13 protein-coding genes are annotated in these 18,201 nt (G+C 72.2%); 5 read left to right on the forward strand and 8 right to left on the reverse strand.

Features of this window, described 5'->3' with window-relative positions; translation table 11 throughout:
• Nucleotides 1–232: 232 nt before the first annotated feature.
• From ACZ6TD_RS18905 to ACZ6TD_RS18920, 4 genes are read right to left on the reverse strand one after another with little or no spacing between them, the layout of a single operon-like run.
• Nucleotides 233–1,987, reverse strand: a complete 1,755-nt coding sequence (locus ACZ6TD_RS18905; RefSeq protein ID WP_471355469.1) for a dipeptide ABC transporter ATP-binding protein — start codon at nucleotides 1,985–1,987, stop codon at nucleotides 233–235.
• Nucleotides 1,987–2,901, reverse strand: a complete 915-nt coding sequence (locus ACZ6TD_RS18910; RefSeq protein ID WP_471355471.1) for an ABC transporter permease — start codon at nucleotides 2,899–2,901, stop codon at nucleotides 1,987–1,989. Before ACZ6TD_RS18910 ends, ACZ6TD_RS18905 begins: the two co-directional genes overlap by 1 nt.
• On the reverse strand, nucleotides 2,898–3,857 hold the full coding sequence (locus ACZ6TD_RS18915; RefSeq protein ID WP_471355472.1) for an ABC transporter permease: 960 nt from the start codon (nucleotides 3,855–3,857) through the stop codon (nucleotides 2,898–2,900). Before ACZ6TD_RS18915 ends, ACZ6TD_RS18910 begins: the two co-directional genes overlap by 4 nt.
• Nucleotides 3,857–5,527 carry an ABC transporter substrate-binding protein gene (locus tag ACZ6TD_RS18920; protein ID WP_471355474.1) on the reverse strand — a complete coding sequence of 557 codons (1,671 nt, stop codon included), beginning with the start codon at nucleotides 5,525–5,527 and terminating at the stop codon, nucleotides 3,857–3,859. Before ACZ6TD_RS18920 ends, ACZ6TD_RS18915 begins: the two co-directional genes overlap by 1 nt.
• A gap of 277 nt (nucleotides 5,528–5,804) precedes the next feature.
• On the opposite strand from ACZ6TD_RS18920, the gene ACZ6TD_RS18925 reads away from it, so the two are divergent.
• A complete protein-coding gene (locus ACZ6TD_RS18925) occupies nucleotides 5,805–7,016 on the forward strand; it encodes a pyridoxal phosphate-dependent aminotransferase (RefSeq protein ID WP_471357853.1) in 1,212 nt (403 codons plus the stop codon).
• Nucleotides 7,017–7,111: 95 nt separating this feature from the next.
• Entirely contained in the window at nucleotides 7,112–7,522 is a 411-nt protein-coding gene (locus ACZ6TD_RS18930) for an SCO4983 family protein (protein WP_471355476.1), read from the forward strand.
• Nucleotides 7,523–7,651: 129 nt separating this feature from the next.
• Here the strand turns inward: ACZ6TD_RS18930 and ACZ6TD_RS18935 are convergent, their stop codons facing one another.
• On the reverse strand, nucleotides 7,652–9,487 hold the full coding sequence (locus ACZ6TD_RS18935) for a phosphoenolpyruvate carboxykinase (GTP) (protein WP_471355478.1): 1,836 nt from the start codon (nucleotides 9,485–9,487) through the stop codon (nucleotides 7,652–7,654).
• A 254-nt stretch (nucleotides 9,488–9,741) separates the two neighbouring features.
• On the opposite strand from ACZ6TD_RS18935, the gene trhA reads away from it, so the two are divergent.
• Entirely contained in the window at nucleotides 9,742–10,443 is a 702-nt protein-coding gene (gene trhA / locus ACZ6TD_RS18940) for a PAQR family membrane homeostasis protein TrhA (protein WP_471355480.1), read from the forward strand.
• Between the two features lie 142 nt (nucleotides 10,444–10,585).
• Nucleotides 10,586–11,224, forward strand: a complete 639-nt coding sequence (locus ACZ6TD_RS18945) for a TetR/AcrR family transcriptional regulator (RefSeq protein ID WP_471355483.1) — start codon at nucleotides 10,586–10,588, stop codon at nucleotides 11,222–11,224.
• A gap of 225 nt (nucleotides 11,225–11,449) precedes the next feature.
• On the opposite strand, the gene ACZ6TD_RS18950 is transcribed toward ACZ6TD_RS18945, so the two are convergent.
• A complete protein-coding gene (locus ACZ6TD_RS18950) occupies nucleotides 11,450–13,486 on the reverse strand; it encodes a thioredoxin domain-containing protein (protein ID WP_471355484.1) in 2,037 nt (678 codons plus the stop codon).
• Between the two features lie 122 nt (nucleotides 13,487–13,608).
• Between ACZ6TD_RS18950 and ACZ6TD_RS18955 the strand changes: the two genes are divergently transcribed.
• The gene (locus ACZ6TD_RS18955; protein WP_471355487.1) at nucleotides 13,609–16,887 is read left to right on the forward strand and encodes a tetratricopeptide repeat protein; all 3,279 of its coding nucleotides are present in this window, start codon (nucleotides 13,609–13,611) and stop codon (nucleotides 16,885–16,887) included.
• A 119-nt stretch (nucleotides 16,888–17,006) separates the two neighbouring features.
• Here the strand turns inward: ACZ6TD_RS18955 and ACZ6TD_RS18960 are convergent, their stop codons facing one another.
• Complete coding sequence (locus ACZ6TD_RS18960) at nucleotides 17,007–17,276, reverse strand: hypothetical protein (RefSeq protein ID WP_471357856.1); 270 nt, start codon at nucleotides 17,274–17,276, stop codon at nucleotides 17,007–17,009.
• Nucleotides 17,277–17,283: 7 nt separating this feature from the next.
• Complete coding sequence (mca, locus tag ACZ6TD_RS18965) at nucleotides 17,284–18,156, reverse strand: mycothiol conjugate amidase Mca (RefSeq protein WP_471355489.1); 873 nt, start codon at nucleotides 18,154–18,156, stop codon at nucleotides 17,284–17,286.
• Between the last annotated feature and the right edge of the window lie 45 nt (nucleotides 18,157–18,201).

The following is an 18,201-nucleotide window of genomic DNA, read 5'->3' on the forward strand; positions in this document are numbered from 1 at the left end:
TGCGGCAACCCGCTCCCCACCGACCCACGGGCTCCGCCCCCGAACCCCCGCTCCTCAAACGCCGGAGGGGCTGGGTAGTGGGGCATTTCCGCCCCGGGCCCCGGCCGGGGGTATCCAGCCCTCCGGCGATTGAGGAGCGGGGTCCAGGGGCGGAGCCCCGGCGGGGTGCGGGGCGGAGCTCCGCATGGGGGGCCGGGGCGGAGCCCCGGTTCGGGGAGGGGCGGGGTGGGGGCTAGCCATCTGCCGGCCGCCAGCGCCGCACTCGGTGGCCCTCGCCCAAGTCGCTCCAAAGCGCGCCCGGCTCCGCCGCGTCCGCCCACTCCTCAGCCGAGACCACCTCCCTCTCCGCCTCCGGATCCGGCTCCAGCGCCGCCGCCATCAGCGCCCTCGTGTACGGATGGCCCGGAGCCGCGAAGACCGCGTCCGTCGGGCCCTCCTCCACCACCACCCCGTGCCGCAGCACCACCACCCGGTCCGCGATCCCCCGCACCACCGCCAGGTCATGGCTGATGAACAGGCAGGCCAGTTCACGCTCCCGGCGCAGGTCGTCCAGCAGGCGCAGCACATCCGCCTGTACGGACACGTCCAGCGCCGTCGTGATCTCGTCCGCGATCAGCAGATCGGGCTCACCGGCCAGCGCCCGCGCGATGCCGATGCGCTGGCGCTGGCCGCCGGACAGCTGGGCGGGGAGCCGGTCGGCGAAGCCGGGGTCGAGGCGGACGTCGGCGATCAGCTGACGGGCGCGCGACGCCGACTCGCCCCGCGACCCCGCCGTACCGAAGAAGCGCAGCGGTCGCCGTACCGCATCGCCCACCGAGCGCCGCGGATTGAGCGAGGTGTCGGCGTTCTGGAAGACGAGCTGGACGGTGCGGCGCAGGGCGAGCGGGCGCCGCCGCGCGGGGGCGCCCAGGTCGCCGTCACCCCCGGACCGGCCATCGGCCGACCGGCGACCGGACGTGGCCTTCATCGTTCCGCCCGACGGCTCCCGCAACCCCGCCAACGACCACGCGATCGTCGACTTACCGCTCCCCGACTCCCCCACCAGCGCCAGCACCTCACCGCGCCGCACACTGAAGGAGACCCCGTCCACGGCACGGCTGGCCCCGTAGTCGATCGTCACCTCTCGTACGTCGACCACGTCCACCGCGCCCACGGAGTCCGCCCTCGGCCGGATCTCCCGCGTACCGTCCTCCCCCACCACCGCGAGCCCCGCGTCCGCGATGCGGGGGACGCTGGCCAGCAGCCGCCGGGTGTACGGATCGGCGGGGGCGGCGAAGAGCCGCCGGGTGGGGGCGGCCTCGACCACCCGCCCGGCGTTCAGCACGCACACCTCGTCGGCCATCCGCGCGACCACGCCCAGGTCATGACTGACCAGGACGGCCGCGAGGCCGAGTTCCTCGCGGAGGGCGCCGACCAGGTCCAGCACCCCGCGCTGGGTGATCACATCGAGGCCGGTCGTGGGCTCGTCCAGCACGAGCACCTTGGGCCGGGCCGCGATCGCCATGGCGATGGCGACGCGCTGCTGCTGCCCGCCGGAGAGCTCATGCGGATAGCGGCGGGCGAGCTCGCGCGGGCGCTCCAGCCGGACCTGCTCCAACAGGTCCGTGACGGGCACCTCGCCGCCCGCCTCCGCGATCTGCCGTCCGATCCGCATGGACGGCGTCAGGGCGTGGCCCGCGTTCTGCGCGACCATCGCGACCGTACCGCCGCGCAGCCGCCGCAACTCCCGCGCGGCCAGCGCGAAGACGTCCTTGCCGTCCACCGAGACGCGCCCACCCGTGATCCGCGAGCCATGCCGCAGATGTCCCAGAAGCGTCGCGGCGACCGTCGACTTGCCGCTGCCGGACTCGCCGACCAGGGCCAGCGTCCGGCCGGGGCTCACCTCCAGCGACACCTCCCGGACGACGGGCACCTCGCGCCCGCCCGAGCGGTACGCCACCGACAGCTTGTCCACCGACACGATGGGGGCCTTCGAAGACGTGGTCATCAGACGCCCTCCCTGATCCGGTCCACGCCCCACGCCTTCGACAGGCCGTCGGCCGCGAGGTTGAGCCCGACCACCATCGTGGCCAGGCCGATGATCGGCGCGAGGCTGGCCATCGGCACCACGGTGATGGCGGTGCGGTTCTCCGAGACCATCAGCCCCCAGTCCGGGGTGGGCGGATCCGCGCCGAAGCCGAGGAACGACAGCGAGGAGATCAGCAGCACCACCCACGACGCCCGCATCGCGAACTCGACGCACACCACATCGCTGATGTTGGGCAGCACCTCACGGCGCAGAATCGCCCAGGTGCCCTCGCCCCGGGCCCGCGCCGCGGTGACGTAGTCCTGCGGCACGACGGCGAGCGCGGCACCCCGCACCACCCGCACCACCTGGGGAACGCAGACGACGGCGATGGCCAGCACGATGACCGAGGACCCGGTGCCCAGCGCGGTGACGATCACCAGCAGGACGAGGATCGCGGGGATGGACAGCACCGCGTCCAGGACGCGCATGACCACATCGTCCAGCCAGCCGCCGCGCAGCGCGGCGGCGCAGCCGAGGACGGTGCCGAGAGCGATGGTGATGAGGGTCGCGGTGACGGAGACGCCGAGCGCGTACCGCCCGCCGTACAGCACCCGGGTCAGCACATCGCGCCCGTACTGGTCGGTGCCCGCCCAGTGGTCGGCGCTCGGCCCGAGCAGCGCGTGCGAGGCGTCGCCGGTGGTGGGGTGGTACGGCGTGAGCAGCGGGGCCAGCAGCGCGACCACCACATGAACGGCGACGATCGCGAGCCCGATGACGGCCGGGCGGGAGGAGCGCACCGTGCGCCAGGTGCGGGCGGCGAGGCCGGGCCGGACGGGCGCGGGGCCCGGGGCGGACGACGGGGCCGGGCCCGCGGGCAGCTTCACGGAGCTCATCGGATCCTCCCTCCTCGGGTACGGAGCTTGGGATTGAGGGCCATGGACCCGAGGTCGGCGGCGAGGTTGCAGACGACGTAGACGACCGCGCTGATGAGGGCGATGGCCTGGATGACCGGCAGATCGCGGTTCTGCACGGAGGTGAGCATCAGCTTCCCGATGCCGGGATAGTTGAAGACGTTCTCGACCACGGCGACGCCGCCCACCAGCCAGGCCACATTGAGCGCGATGACGTGCAGGGTGGGCAGCAGGGCGCTGGGCAGCGCGTGCCGGGTGACCACGCGCCAGGTGGACAGCCCCTTGAGCCGGGCGGTGGTGACGTATTCGCTCGCCATGACGTCGATCACCGAGGTACGGGCCATCCGCACGATGTACGCGGCCATGACGATCGCGAGCGAGGCGGCGGGCAGCCACACCGCCGGGAGCAGCTGTCCGAGCCCGCCCCCCGGCCCGTACAGCACCACGGCGGGAAGCACCGGCACGGTGACGGAGAAGGCGAGCACCAGCACCGTGGCCACGACGAATTCGGGGACGCTCATCCCGACCAGGCTGACCGTGGAGATCAGGTGGTCGGGCCAGCGGTCGCGGTAGAGCCCGGCCACGACGCCGAGGACGACGGAGCCGGTGACCGCGAAGAGGACGGTGACGACGGCGATCAGGGCCGAGTTGCCGAGGTACTGGGCGACCTCGCCGCCCACCGGCTTGGTGGTGACCAGCGAGGTGCCGAAGTCGCCGTGCAGGGCGCCCTTGATCCAGTCGGCGTAGCGCTCCCAGGCGGGCTGGTCGAGACCCATCTGCTTGCGCAGCGCGGCGACCGCGTCGGGGGTGGCGTCCCGGCCGAGCACCTGCGTGGCGACATCGCCGGGCAGCGCCTGGACGGCCAGGAAGACCATGACCGAGGAGAGCAGCAGGGTGCCGAGCGCGGCGACCACACGGCGGAGGAGGAAGGAGAACATCACGCCCCCTTCAGCCCGATGTGCAGGTAGTCGAACTCGAAGCCGTGCTCGGCGTAGCCGCGGACCTTCCGGGAGATCCCGACGAGCCGGTCGGCGAACATCGGCGTGATCGCCCCGCCCCGCTCGATGACGAGCGTCTGGGCCTGTCCGTAGAGCTCGCGCCTGCGGCCCTCGTCGGTCTCCCGGCGGGCCCGGTCGAGCAGCGCGTCGAACTCCTTGTCCGACCAGGCGGTCTCGTTGTACGAGGAGCCGCCGCGGAAGACCTGGTTGAGGAGCTGGTCGATGGGGCGCCCGGTGTACCAGTAGGTGGCCATGAGCGGCTTCTTCATCCAGATCTGGGTGTAGTACGAGTCCGCGGCCGCGGTCTTGACCCGGATCCGGATGCCCGCGCGCCCGGCCGACTCCTGGTAGGCGAGGGCCATGGGCGTGAAGATCGGGTCGTAGGAGGAGGTGTAGAGGTCCACCGCCAGCCGCTCGTGCCCGGCCCGTTTCAGCAGATGGCGGGCCTTCTCGGGGTCGTGGGCGGGGTGGGTGGCGATATGGGCGGGGTCGTTCGGCGGGACGGGGTTGTCCCAGCCGGCCGTGCCCGCGCCCTGGAGGGCGGCCTTCAGGATGTGCGCGGGGTCGTAGGCGAGCTTCATCGCCTGCCGCACCCGCGGATCGGTGAAGGGCTTCTCGGTGGTGAGCATCGGCAGCACGTACCACTGGGCGTTCTCGGCGCGGGCGATGGTGGCGCGGTCGGAGGCGGCGACGACCCGGGCGGTGGCGAAGTCGAGATTGGTCTGGGAGAGCAGATCGACCTGCCCGGCGAGCAGGGCGTTGGAGCGGGCCTGCATATCGGCCACGGTGTAGAAGTCGATCGCGTCCAGGACCGGGCGCCCTGCCCAGTGGTCGGCGTAGGCGGTGACCCGGCCGGGCCCGGCGGCGGTGAAGGAGGCGAGCCGGAAGGGGCCGGTGCCGATGCCGGTGCGGCCGATGGAGCCGGCGCTGCCCTCGGGCACGACGTAGCAGTTGTAGTGGGTGAGCAGGCTGGGGAACTCGGCGTGCGGGCTCTTCAGGGGGACGACGAGGGTGTGGGCGTCGGGGGTGCGCAGCCGCCCCGGGTCGACCAGCGGGGACAGCACGGGGGCCTGCGGGGACGCGGTCGCCTTGTCGAGGATGTGGCGCAGGGTGTAGGCGGCGTCGGCGGAGGTGAAGGCGCGGCCGTCGTGGAAGGTGACGCCGCGGCGCAGCCGGAAGGTCCAGGTGGCCGCCTTGGCGTCGGGCTCCCAGGACTCGGCGAGGTCGGGGGCCACGGTGCCGTCGGGCGCGATCCGGACGAGGCGGTTGTAGAGCGCGCCGAGGTATTCGTACGCGGACAGCGCGCTCGCGGGGTCGAGGGTCTCGGCGTCGGAGGCGGGCGGCCGGGCGATGCGCAGGGTGCCGCCGCGGTCGGGCCGCCCGGCCGGGCCGCGGGTGGGCACGGCCCTCGACGGGGAGGCGGAGGCGGCTCCCGAGCAGCCGGTCAGCGCGGCGGAGCCGCCGAGCGCGGCGACGGCCGCCGCCGCGGTGGTGAGCACCGACCGCCGCGGTATCCCGGCCGCGGCGGGGGCTGTGCGGTGGGCGGCGGCGGAGGTGGAGGGGGACGAGGACGCGGACGGGGACGAGAACGGGGATGTGGACGGGGGCATGAACGGGAGCACCCTTCGCTTACTCGTTCAGCGGAACGATTGGGTGAAGTGCGTGAACGATAACGACGCCACCCGTTCGGGCCAACCCTTCTTTCACGGAAATTAACGCCAGAAACAGAGTCGTTACCTGGCGCGCGGCCCGGTCGGGAGCCCGGCGCGAGGCACGGCCGCTGGGCGGCGCGCGGAGTCGCGGCCCCACCGCCCGGCGCCCCCGTACACCGTCCACGTGGCGAAAAACACCGAGCGGCCCCGGACACACCGCCGTAAGGTGGCCGACATGCAGGTGATCCAGTCCACGAAGCTCGCCAACGTCTGCTACGAAATCCGTGGCCCGGTGCTCGAGGAGGCGATGCGGCTGGAGGCGGCAGGACACCGCATCCTCAAGCTCAACACCGGAAATCCGGCGGCCTTCGGCTTCGAATGCCCCCCGGAGATCCTCGAGGACATGCTCCGGAACCTCGGCGACGCCCACGGCTACGGCGACGCCAAGGGCCTGCTGTCCGCGCGGCGCGCGGTGATGCAGCACTACCAGACCCAGGGCATCGACCTCGATGTCGAGGACATCTTCCTCGGCAACGGCGTCTCGGAGCTGATCCAGATGTCGATGCAGGGGCTGCTGGACGACGGGGACGAGGTCCTCGTCCCCGCCCCCGACTATCCGCTGTGGACCGCCTCGGTCTCGCTCGCCGGCGGTACCGCCGTCCACTACCGCTGCGACGAGCAGTCGGACTGGCTGCCGGACCTCGCCGACATCGAACGCAAGGTCACCGACCGCACCAAGGCCCTCGTCATCATCAACCCGAACAACCCGACGGGCGCCGTCTACGGCGAGGAGATGCTGCGCGGCCTCACCGACATCGCCCGCCGCCACCGGCTGATCGTCTGCTCCGACGAGATCTACGACAAGATCCTCTACGACGACGCCACCCACACCCCGACCACCGCCGTCGCCCCGGACCTGCTGACCCTCACCTTCAACGGGCTCTCCAAGGCGTACCGGGTGGCGGGCTACCGCAGCGGCTGGCTGGCGGTCTGCGGCCCGAAGTCCCAGGCCGCCAGCTATCTGGAGGGGCTGACCATCCTGGCCAATATGCGGCTGTGCGCCAATATGCCGGCGCAGCACGCGGTGGCCACGGCGCTCGGCGGCCGTCAGTCGATCAACGATCTGGTGCTCCCCGGCGGCCGGCTGGTGGAGCAGCGGGACACGGCGTACGAGCTGCTGACCCAGATCCCGGGCGTCACCTGCGTGAAGCCCAAGGGCGCGCTGTACGCGTTCCCCAAGCTGGACCCGAAGGTCTACAAGATCAAGGACGACCGGCAGATGGTCCTGGACCTGCTGCGGGCCGAGAAGATCATGATCGTGCACGGCACGGGGTTCAACTGGCCCGAGCCGGATCACTTCCGCATCGTGACGCTGCCCGCCAAGAAGGATCTGGCCGACGCGGTGACCCGGATCGGGAACTTCCTGGACGGATACGGCCAGCCCTGATCTCTGGTTACCGCAGTTACCGCGATCTTTAGTTACTGCTCAACTTTAGACAGAGTCTAAGTTAGGATGGCCTCCTCACCCCTTGGAGGCCATCCATGTACGAACCGATCCGCACCAAGTCGGTCCACAGCATGGCCGAGCCCAAGCCCGACTTCCCGCACCGCTCCCGCGAGGAAGAGCTGGACATCCGGCTGGCCGGACATCTGACCGCACTGCTCACCGTGACGGACGAGCTGCGCACCCTCGCCCCGGACCCCACCCTCGACGACGCCGCCCAGCGCCTCGCCGAGCAGGCCACCCGGCTGCGCGACGGCCGCGCCCCGCTGCGCGCGGCGCCCACGACGGCGGCCTCGGACCCGGCGCATATCGCCGCCCTCCACCAGCGCGCCCACACCCTGGCCGGATGGGCCCTGGTGGTGGCCACGTCCCGCGACGACACGGCGGCCACGACGCTGGCGGCCGAGCGCATGCGCTCCCACGCGACCGCCCTGGGCCTCGCCGCCTGAGAGCCTGAGCCGACTCGGCCGACGTGATCGGCCGACGTGACCGGCCGACGTGAGCTGACGACCGGAGAGGGGCGCACGGCCGGGGCCCGCGCCTGAAATCGCGGGCCCCGGCCCACGGAGCGGGGTGGCTCAGCCCAGGCGCTTCACCAGCGCGTGGTACTCGTCCCACATCTCCTTGGGCGTGTGCTCGCCGAAGGTGCGCAGGTGGTCGGGCACCAGCCCGGCCTCGTCGCGCCAGACCTCCTTGTCGACCGTGAGCAGCAGCTCGAGCGAGGCGTCGTCGAGGTCCAGGCCGTCGGTGTCCAGCGCCTCGGGCGTCGGCAGCACCCCGATCGGGGACTCCACGCCCTCGGCCTTGCCGTCCAGGCGGTCGACGATCCACTTCAGCACCCGGCTGTTCTCACCGAAGCCCGGCCAGACGAAGCGCCCGTCGGCGTCCTTGCGGAACCAGTTGACGTAGTAGATCTTCGGCAGCTTGGCGGCGTCGGCGTTCTTCCCGACCTCCACCCAATGGGCCATGTAGTCGCCCATGTTGTAGCCGCAGAACGGCAGCATGGCGAACGGGTCGCGGCGCAGCTCGCCGACCTTGCCCTCGGCCGCGGCGGTCTTCTCGCTCGCCACGTTGGCGCCGAGGAAGACGCCGTGCTGCCAGTCGAAGGACTCGGTCACCAGCGGAACGGCGCTGGCCCGGCGGCCGCCGAAGAGGATCGCCGAGATCGGCACGCCCTTGGGGTCCTCCCACTCGGGCGCGATGATCGGGCACTGCCCGGCCGGCACGGTGAAGCGGGCATTGGGGTGGGCCGCCGGCGTCTCGCTCGCCGGGGTCCAGTCGTTGCCCTTCCAGTCGGTCAGATGGGCGGGCGGCTCCTCGGTCATGCCCTCCCACCACACGTCGCCGTCGTCGGTGAGCGCCACATTGGTGAAGACCGAGTTCCCCCACAGGGTCTTCATCGCGTTGGCGTTGGTGTGCTCACCGGTGCCGGGCGCGACACCGAAGAAGCCCGCCTCGGGGTTGATCGCGTACAGCCTGCCGTCCTCGCCGAACCGCATCCAGGCGATGTCGTCGCCGATCGTCTCGACCGTCCAGCCCGGGATGGTCGGCTCCAGCATCGCGAGGTTGGTCTTGCCGCACGCGCTCGGGAACGCCGCGGCCACGTACTTGGCCTCCCCGCGCGGCGGGGTGAGCTTGAGGATCAGCATGTGCTCGGCGAGCCAGCCCTCGTCCCGCGCCATCACGGAGGCGATGCGCAGGGCGTAGCACTTCTTGCCGAGCAGCGCGTTGCCGCCGTAGCCGGAGCCGTACGACCAGATCTCCCGCGTCTCCGGGAAGTGCGAGATGTACTTGGTCGGGTTGCACGGCCAGGGCACGTCGGCCTGGCCCGGCTCCAGCGGGGCGCCGAGGGTGTGGACGGCCTTGACGAAGAAGCCCTCGTCCCCGAGGACGTCGAGGACCTCCTGCCCCATGCGGGTCATGGTGCGCATGGAGACGGCCACGTAGGCGGAGTCGGTGATCTCGACGCCGATCGCGGACAGCGACGAGCCGAGCGGGCCCATGCAGAAGGGCACGACATACATGGTCCGGCCGCGCATGGAACCCCGGAAGACGCCCTGCTCCCCGGTGAAGATCTCACGCATCTCGTCGGGGTGTTTCCAGTGGTTCGTCGGGCCCGCGTCCGCCTCCTTCTCGGAGCATATGAACGTACGGTCCTCGACGCGCGCCACATCGCTCGGATCGGAGGCGGCGTAGTACGAGTTGGGGCGCTTGATCGAGTCAAGGCGCTTGAAGGTGCCCTTCTCGACGAGTTCCGCGCACAGGCGGTCGTACTCCGCCTCCGAGCCGTCGCACCACACCACCCGGTCCGGCTGGGTGAGGGCGGCGATCTCGCCGACCCAGGAGACCAGCTCCTGGTGGTTCGTGGGGCTCGGGGTGGTGGTGAGGGAGGAAGCCACATTGCTGGGCGCCACGATCGCTCCATCCCGCCGGAACCGCACTCGCTCCGGCGTCTTGATTGAGGGTTTGGACGGATATGTGCACTCATATCCGTTTATGGAGACAGCTACCCCTTGGGGGCTGCGACCCGGATGCTCAGCTCATCCGGTGCCGACCGCGCTCATTTGATCATCCGACTGTACGGGCCATCTGTCCAGTGGACGCCTTGGTGACCATCACCACTCGACATGGAGCGGTAACTTACGGTGGCGTAGGTAGCATGAGCGCCATGACTGCCGCTCCGCCCGATGCCGCCGTTGAGAATCCCCCAGGGCCCCCCGCGGCCCCGCCGCTCCCGCTCAAGCCGATGCTGCGCGGCTGGCTGCACGCCGGCATGTTTCCCGCGGCACTGGTCTCGGGTGTGGTGCTGACGGCCCTCGCCGACAGTCCGCGCGGGCGGCTGGCCTGTGCCATCTACACGCTCACCGCCTGTGCGCTGTTCGGCACCAGTGCCCTTTACCACCGCGGCAATTGGGGACCGCGCACCGCGGCGGTGCTGCGGCGGCTGGACCACGCCAATATCTTCCTGATCATCGCGGGCACCTATACGCCCTTCACACTGCTGCTCCTGCCGCACGGCAAACAGCAGCTATTGCTCTGGCTGGTGTGGGCCGGAGCGCTCGCCGGAATCGCCTTCCGGGTCTTCTGGGTCGGCGCCCCGCGCTGGCTGTACACCCCGTGCTACATCGCGCTGGGCTGGGCGGCCATCTTCTTCCTGCCCGACTTCCTGCACACCGGCGGCATCGCCGTGATGACGCTGATCATCGTCGGCGGGCTGCTCTACAGCGTGGGCGCGGTGATCTACGGCACCAAGCGCCCCAACCCCTCACCCCGCTGGTTCGGCTTCCACGAGGTGTTCCACAGCTTCACGCTGGCCGCCTTCGTCGTGCACTACGTCGGCATCTCCCTGGTGGCCTATCAGCACCCCTGACCGTCCGAGGGACACTCCCGACCACCGGGCTGCCACCCGCCGCGGCCGACGCGGCGGACGGCTCGGTGGTCGCGTTCCTCCTGGCTCGTGCGGTCCCCGCCGATCAAGGCGCCATGGTCCAGGAGACCGCCGATGCCCGACAATGAGATCCATGGCTTCCGCACGTACGACGTCCGCGCGGCCGAAGCTCGGGCTGCGCGAACGCAAGAAGATCCAGACCCGGCAGGCGATCCGGCGCGCCGCCTACCGGCTGTTCACCGAGCAGGGCTACGACGCGACCCCGGTGGACCGCATCGCGGAGGCCGCCGACGTCTCCCCCAGCACCGTCTTCCGCTACTTCCCCACCAAGGAGGACATCGTCCTCTCCGACGAGTACGACGATGCCCTGCTCGCCGCGCTCCGGGACCGGCCGCTGGACGAACCGCTGGTCGCCTCGCTGCGGCGCGTCCTGCTCGACCTGTTCCGGCGGTTCGCCGGTGACGAGCGGCAGGAGATGCTGGTCCGCCTCACCCTGATCCGCCAGGTGCCGGGGCTACGCGCTCGCATGAGCGAGAGCATGTCCCGGACCGGCGCACTGCTCGCCGAGGTCCTGGCCGAGCGCAGCGGCCGGTCGCCGGAGGACTTCGAGGTGCGCGTCGTGGTCGGAGCCGTCCTCGGCGTCCTCCAGGAAGCGCTCTTCCACTGCGTCGACCAGGGCGCGGCGGAGGACTCGGCGGTGGCGGCCATGGAGGAGAGCGTCGACCGCGCCTTGGACATGCTGTCCCAGGGCATCCCCCTGTAGCCGCCCCCGGCCCCCGGCCCCGTAGCGGGCCGGCCACGGCCCCGGCCCCGGGCCGGCCCCCGTCGCGGCCCGACCTCGGCACCGTCCCGGCACCGTCACGGCCCCGGACCCGGCACCGTGGCACCCCGGACCCCGCCACCGTCCCGGCTCCGGGCAGACCCCGTCACGGCTCCGGCCCGGCCCAGGCCCACGCACCGTACGTCGGCGGGTCCGGCCCCGCCCCGCTCAACCCCCCAGCTTGGCCGTCAGGGCCTCGACATCGGCGGTGGGCGCGTCGCAGGTGAAGCCGCGGCAGACGTAGGCCGCCGGGCGGCCCTCCAGGAGGGGGCGGTCCTGGAGGAGCGGGATCTCGCCGGAGCCGGGCTCGCCGACCGCGACGACCGCCCCGGGGGCGGTGGCCAGCAGCGCGGCGCGGTGCAGGGCACGGGTCGCCGGGTCGTCGCCGGGGCCGACCACGGCCACCTCGCGCGGCCCGTCGAGCCGGGCCTCGGCCACGGCCAGGCCCCAGCCGATGAAGCGGGGCACCCGGGGGCCGAGGGCCCGCACCACAGCGAGGGCGCGCTCGGCACCCTCCCGATGGCGCGCTCCGCCGGTGATGGCGGCGTAGGACAGCAGGGCCCCGGCGGCGGCCGTCCAGCCGGACGGCGCCGCGTTGTCCGTCGGGTCCTGGGGGCGGCGGATGAGCGTCTCGGCGTCATCGGCGGTGTCGAACAGCGTGCCGTCCTCGTCGGTGAACCGGCTCAGCACGGTGTCCAGGAGCAGCCCGGCGAACTCCACCCACGCGCCGTCACCGGTGACGGCGGACAGCGCGAGGAAGCCCTCGGCCACGTCCCCGTAGTCCTCGAGCACGCCCGCGTGGGCGCCCGCGTGGCCGTCGAGCGAGGTGCGGGCCAGCCGCCCGCGCTGGTCCATGTGGATGCGCACCAGCAGCTCGGCGGCCTCGGTCGCGGTGTTCACCAGGTCGGGGCGGTCGAAATAGGCACCGGTCTCGGCGAGCGCCGCGATGGCCAGCCCGTTCCACGCCGCGACGATCTTGTCGTCGCGGCCGGGGCGGGCCCGCAGCTCCCGGGCGGCCAGCAGCCGCTCCCGTACGGAGGAGACGCGCGCGGCGTCCGTCAGCCGCTCCCCGTCGGGCAGCTGGAGCACGGAGGCCCCGTGCTCGAAGGTGCCTTCCCGCGTGACGCCGAAATATCCGGCGGCGAACTCCGCGTCGGCCTCCCCCAGCACCTCGCTCAGTTGCTCGGGGGTCCACACGTAGTACGCGCCCTCGACATGCCTGCCGGTGCCGTCGTCGCTGTCGGCGTCCAGCGCGGAGGCGAAGCCGCCCTGTGCGGTGCGCAGCTCGCGGACCATGAAGTCCGCCGTCTCCAGGGCGACGCGGCGCGCGAGGTCCGAGCCGGTGGCCCGCCACAGATGGGCGTAGACGCGGCACAGCAGCGCGTTGTCGTACAGCATCTTCTCGAAGTGGGGCACGGTCCACGTGGCGTCGACGGAATAGCGGGCGAAACCGCCGCCGAGCTGGTCGTAGATACCCCCGCGGGCCATCGCCTCGCAGGTGGCGGACACCATCTGGAGCGCGCCCTCGGAGCCGGTGCGGGCGTGGTGGCGGAGCAGGAACTCCAGCGCCATGGACGGCGGGAACTTCGGCGCACCGCCGAACCCGCCGCGGGTGGCGTCGAATTCGCGGGTCAGGGCCATGAGCGCGCTGTGCAGATCCTCCTCGCCGGGCGGCTGGGGCGCGTCCGAGCCCAGGGCGATACCGCCGCGCTGGGACAGGTCCTCCACGATCCGGCCGGCGACGTCCCGCACCTCGTCGCGGCGGTCCGACCAGGCGGCGCCCACGCCCTCCAGCACCTGCCGGAAGGACGGCATCCCGGGCCGGGGCCGGGGCGGGAAGTACGTGCCGAAGTAGAACGGCTGGGCCTCGGGGGTCAGGAAGACCGTCATGGGCCAGCCGCCCTGGCCGGTGGCGGCCTGCACCGCTTCCATGTACACCGCGTCGACGTCCGGCCGCTCCTCGCGGTCGACCTTCACGGAGACGAAGTGGGCGTTGAGGTAGTCGGCGGTCGCCTTGTCCTCGAACGACTCGTGCGCCATGACATGGCACCAGTGGCAGCTCGAATAGCCGACGCTCAGCAGCACGGGCACCCCGCGGCGACGCGCTTCCTCGAACGCCTCGTCCGACCACGGCCACCAGTCGACCGGGTTCTCGGCGTGTTGGAGCAGATAGGGGGACGTCTCGTGCGCCAGACGGTTCGGCATGGGTCCATCCTCCCCCACCCGGCGAGGCAGACGAAGTTATCCACAGGGGAGTTATCCACAGGACTGCCGGATAGGAGCCAGAAACGGAACACTGAGGGCACTGCTGCAGGAGGGGGATCACCATGCCGGCGTCACTGGCGGTGCTGCGGGACAGCCATCGGACGGAGGTCGAGCGGCTGCTGTCGCGGGCCGTGGAGGAGGAGGTGCGCCGCTCGGGCGGGCGCACCGACGGCGGGGTGCTGCTCGGCCGGGCACGCGGCGCGCTCGACGAGATGGCCGCCACCGCCGCGGAGGAGTACGGGGCGTATGTGCGCGCGCTGGACGAGTCGGACGCGGGCAGCAGACCGCTCTCCGCCCGGCTGTCACGCGGGCAGCTGGGCACCCCGGCGCTGGCCGCGGCGGTCGCCGCGGTGGCGGCCTTCGGCGCGGACCTCGGGTTCGGCACCTCGGCAGGCACGGCGCTGGGCGCGGGGGTCACGGCCGCCGTGGCCGGGTCGGCCGCCGCCGTCGTCAAGCTCACCGCGAGCCACTGGCCCGCCGCCCACCGCCAGGCCGCGCTGCGCAACCAGCCCGGCGGGGCCGAGCAGTTGCGGCTGCAGTGGCTCACGGCGGTCGAGGTGCGGGGCATCCGGCCGTTCATCGACCAGCACCGGATGACCACGGCCGCCACCCGCCAGGGCGGCGGTTCGGCGAAGCGCTCCGCCTCCACCACCGGGCAGCCGAAGCTGCGCGGCGCGGACCGCAGCCAGGCGGCCCGCAGGCGCACCGTGCTGGAGCAGTCCTTCGCCCATCTCCCCGAGGCGGACGGCCCGTTCGCCGGGCGCCATGCGCAGATCACACAGATCGCGCAGTGGGTGCGGCAGGCCCGCGCGTCCACCGAGACCAAGCCCACGGTGGTGCTGCTGGAGGGCCCGCCGGGGTCCGGCCGGACCATGCTCGCCGTGCGGGCGGCCCACCATCTGCGCGATGAGTTCCGCGGCGCGTGCCTGGTCGATCTGCGCGGCGACAGCCCCGAGCAGGCCCCGCTGCCCACTCGCGACGCGCTGCTGCATCTGCTGAACCGGCTCGGCGCACCCCGTGACCAGCTACTCTTCCGCGAGCGCTCCTCGCAGGACCAGCACGTCAGACGGCTCACCGAGCTGTACCACCAGTATCTGACCGGGCTGCCGGTCACCATCGTGCTCGATGACGCCCGCGACGCCGAGCAGGTGCGCACGCTGATTCCCGAGCGGTCCGACGGCCTGGTCCTGATCACCTCGCGCACCCCGCTCGGCCTGCCGGACGACCTCGCCGCCTGGGTGCACCGGATCGAGGTGGGCCCGCTGGACGAGCCGGGCGCCGAGGAGCTGCTGCGGGCCTCCGCCGAGGAGCCCACCGGCGCGGGGCCCTACGACGGGCAGTCCGTGGAGCGGATCGCCGAGCTGTGCGGGCGGCTGCCGCTGGCGCTGCGGATCGCGGGCTCCTCGCTCGGCCCCCGCTCCCCCGCCGCCCTGGTCACAGAGCTGGAGGCGTACGGCCCGGTGGGCGCGATCGAGCGCGCCCTGTGGCTGCGCTACACCGACCAGCAGGAGGGCGCCCGGCGGCTGCTGCGCCGGCTGGCGCTGGCCGGGCGGGCCAGCCTGGGCGGCGCGGCGGCCGCGGCGCTGCTGGACGCCGATGAGCAGGAGGCCGGCCGCCATCTGGAGGCGCTCGGGCGGGCCGGGCTGATCCAGCATGTGCGCGGCAGCCGCTACCGCCTCCATGACCTGGTGCGCTCCTTCGCCCACGCCCGGCTGTTGGACGAGGAGCAGCCGGAGCAGCGCACCGCCGCGCAGGAGCGGCTGATCCGCAGCTATGCCGAGCTCGCGGACTCGGTGATCCGGCTGGTCGACGGCAAGACCTCCACCCGTGCCGACATCTTCGGCACGGGCGCGGCCCACGGCTTCGCCTCGCTGGACGCGGCGCTGCGCTGGCTGGACGACGAATCGAGCTTCATCACCGCCGCGCTGCGCCATGCCGAGGGCGTGGACCAGTCCGCGGTGCTCCACCTGCTGGGCGCGCTGTGCGACTACTGCCTGCTGCGCGGCGATCTCTACCGGCTGGGCGAGATCAGCGAGCTCACCCAGGCCGTCGACCAGGGGCTGCTGATGCGGTCCGTGCAGTGGCGCACCGGTATCGCGGCCCGCCAGCTCGGCGAGCTGGACCAGGCGCGCACCACGCTCTCCTCGGTGGTGGACCTGTATTTCGAGGCCCAGCACCAGGCGGGCGCGGCCCGCGCCCTGTGCAGTCTCGGCATCACCCTGCACCACCAGGGCAATCTCGTGGAGGCCGCGGCCAAGCTGCGCGAGGCGCTGGAGCTCCAGCGGGCCGAGGAGCTGCGCGGCGACCGGGCCTGGACGATGCACGCCCTGGCGGCGGTGGAGCGCGACCGCGGCGGGCTGGCCGAGGCGCTGGAGCTGCTGGGCGAGGCCCTGGAGCTGCACCAGGAGAGCGAGAGCCTGCACGGCCAGGCGTGGGCGCACTTCCAGCTCGGCCAGGCGTGTCTGCGGATGGGCGATGTGCCGCGCGCCGAGGCCGAGCTGCGGGACGCGCTGGACGCCTACAGCCGCACCCATGACCAGCGCGGTGAGGCATGGGCACTCACCCAGCTCGCCCGGGCCCGGCTGGTGGCCGGGGAGGCGTCGACGGCCGTCGACCAGCTCCGCCAGGCCCTCGCCCGCCACCGGGAGAACGAGGACGCGCGCGGTGAGGCATGGACGCTGTACTACCTGGGCCAGGCGCTGGAGGAGCGCGGCGACCACGACTCGGCGGTGCGCGAGCTGGAGCGGGCCCGCACGATGTTCAGCCGGATGCGGGATGTGTACGGGCTGGCGTGTGCCCGGCATCACTCGGCGCGGGTCACCCGCGATCTGCGGGCCGCGCAGACGGGCTCGCTGCGCAACAGCGGCTTCGCCCGGCAGCTGCTCCAGGACGCCCGGCAGGACTTCCGCCGGGTGGGCGTGGCCCATGGCGAGGCATGGTCCTGTGTCGAGCTGGCGGTGATCGACGCGGGAAACGGCAAGGTGGCGCAGGCGCTGGAGCTGGTGGACGAGGCGGCCGTGCTGTTCGCGGGGTACGGGGACCGGCGCGGCCGCTCCTGGGCCCGGTTCCTGCGCTGCACCCTGCTGCCGTTCGCCTCCGCGGGCGGTTCGGTGATCGGCACGGCGGTGGCCCAGGAGGAGCTGGCGGAGCTGCTGCGGGAGATGCGCGAGGAGGGCACGGCGGGTGATTCCCGGCTGGAGGGGTGCGCGGAGGCGTTCGCGCTGGTGCTGGAGCGCGGCGTCGAGCCGGAGACGGGGTGGCAGGCATGGCAGCTCGGCACGGTGCCGAGCCGCCACTCACGCGAGGTCATGGCCGTGCTGCCGGACCGGCCTCGCGCCTGAGCGCTCCACTGGAAGTGCGCGGAGGGGCCGGACCGTGGGGGCCGGCCGGGGCCGCCAGGAAGGTCCGGCCGGGCCGTGGTGTCCCGCGCGCGGGACACGCGGTCAGACCCGGCCAGGGTTCAGGCCGTGCGCTCTTCGCCCTTGGCGCCCTTGGCACCCTTGGCGCCTTCGGTGGAGGCCGCCGCCGGAGTCTTGCCGGGCTCCTCCGGCGCCTCCTCGAAGTTCACCCGCTTCATGTGCTTGTTCATGGACTTCATCAGCAGCCACACCGCCGCGCCGATCACGGCGAAGACGATGAAACCGAGGACGCCCGGGGTCACCTTGTTCTCGTCCAGGTCCTTGGCGAGCGGGACGAGATGCGTCATGGCGAGGGTGCTGGTGGCGCTCATCATGGGCTCAATTGTTGCGGATGCCCGCGAAGAGGTCGTCCTCGGGGAGGGAGGTGTCCACGAGCGACTTGGCGAGCTCGTACTCCTCGGTGGGCCAGACCTCCTTCTGGATGTCCATGGGCACCCGGAACCAGCCGCCGTCGGGGTCGATCTGCGTACGGTGCGCGATCAGCGCCTTGTCGCGGATCTCGAAGAAGTCGGCGCAGGGCACATAGGTGGTCAGCGTGCGCTCGGGCCGTCCGAACGTCTTCCAGCGCTCCAGCCACTCCGCGTACGGCGAGTCCAGCCCGCGGGCCAGCAGCGCCTCGTGCAGCGCCACGGTGCGCGCCCGGTTGAAGCCCTGGTTGTAGTAGAGCTTCTGCGGCTGCCAGGGCTCCCCCGCCTCCGGGTACTTCTCGGGGTCACCGGCCGCCTCGAAGGCCACCATCGAGATCTTGTGGGTCATGATGTGGTCCGGGTGCGGATAGCCGCCGTTCTCGTCATAGGTGGTGATCACCTGCGGCTTGAACGAGCGGATCAGCTTCACCAGGGGCTCCGCCGCGGCCTCCACGTCCTGCAGTGCGAAGCAGCCCTCGGGCAGTGGCGGCAGCGGATCGCCCTCGGGCAGTCCGGAGTCCACGAAGCCCAGCCACTCCTGCTTGACGCCGAGGATCTGGCGCGCCTCGTCCATCTCCTTGGCGCGGACCTCGTGAATGTGCTCCTCGATGTAAGGGTCACCCTGGAGCTTGGGGTTGAGGATGGAGCCGCGCTCCCCGCCTGTGCAGGTGGCGACCAGCACGTCCACCCCCTCGGACACGTACTTGGCCATGGTGGCCGCGCCCTTGCTCGACTCGTCATCCGGGTGCGCGTGCACGGCCATCAAACGCAGCTGCTCAGTCAAGTTCGATCCTCAGTGATTCGTCGTGGAAGACGGCTTCTATAGTGA

The sequence above is a fragment of the Streptomyces yongxingensis genome, assembly GCF_055597465.1.

Bases quoted from the DNA above. Each gene is read 5' to 3' on its own strand.
- ACZ6TD_RS18905 (WP_471355469.1), bottom strand. From the start codon at position 1,987: ATGACCACGTCTTCGAAGGCCCCCATCGTGTCGGTGGACAAGCTGTCG.
- ACZ6TD_RS18950 (WP_471355484.1), bottom strand. From the start codon at position 13,486: ATGCCGAACCGTCTGGCGCACGAGACGTCCCCCTATCTGCTCCAACAC.
- ACZ6TD_RS18945 (WP_471355483.1), top strand. From the start codon at position 10,586: ATGAGATCCATGGCTTCCGCACGTACGACGTCCGCGCGGCCGAAGCTC.
- trhA (WP_471355480.1), top strand. From the start codon at position 9,742: ATGACTGCCGCTCCGCCCGATGCCGCCGTTGAGAATCCCCCAGGGCCC.
- ACZ6TD_RS18920 (WP_471355474.1), bottom strand. From the start codon at position 5,527: ATGCCCCCGTCCACATCCCCGTTCTCGTCCCCGTCCGCGTCCTCGTCC.
- ACZ6TD_RS18960 (WP_471357856.1), bottom strand. From the start codon at position 17,276: ATGAGCGCCACCAGCACCCTCGCCATGACGCATCTCGTCCCGCTCGCC.
- ACZ6TD_RS18955 (WP_471355487.1), top strand. From the start codon at position 13,609: ATGCCGGCGTCACTGGCGGTGCTGCGGGACAGCCATCGGACGGAGGTC.
- ACZ6TD_RS18925 (WP_471357853.1), top strand. From the start codon at position 5,805: ATGCAGGTGATCCAGTCCACGAAGCTCGCCAACGTCTGCTACGAAATC.
- ACZ6TD_RS18915 (WP_471355472.1), bottom strand. From the start codon at position 3,857: ATGTTCTCCTTCCTCCTCCGCCGTGTGGTCGCCGCGCTCGGCACCCTG.
- ACZ6TD_RS18930 (WP_471355476.1), top strand. From the start codon at position 7,112: ATGTACGAACCGATCCGCACCAAGTCGGTCCACAGCATGGCCGAGCCC.
- ACZ6TD_RS18910 (WP_471355471.1), bottom strand. From the start codon at position 2,901: ATGAGCTCCGTGAAGCTGCCCGCGGGCCCGGCCCCGTCGTCCGCCCCG.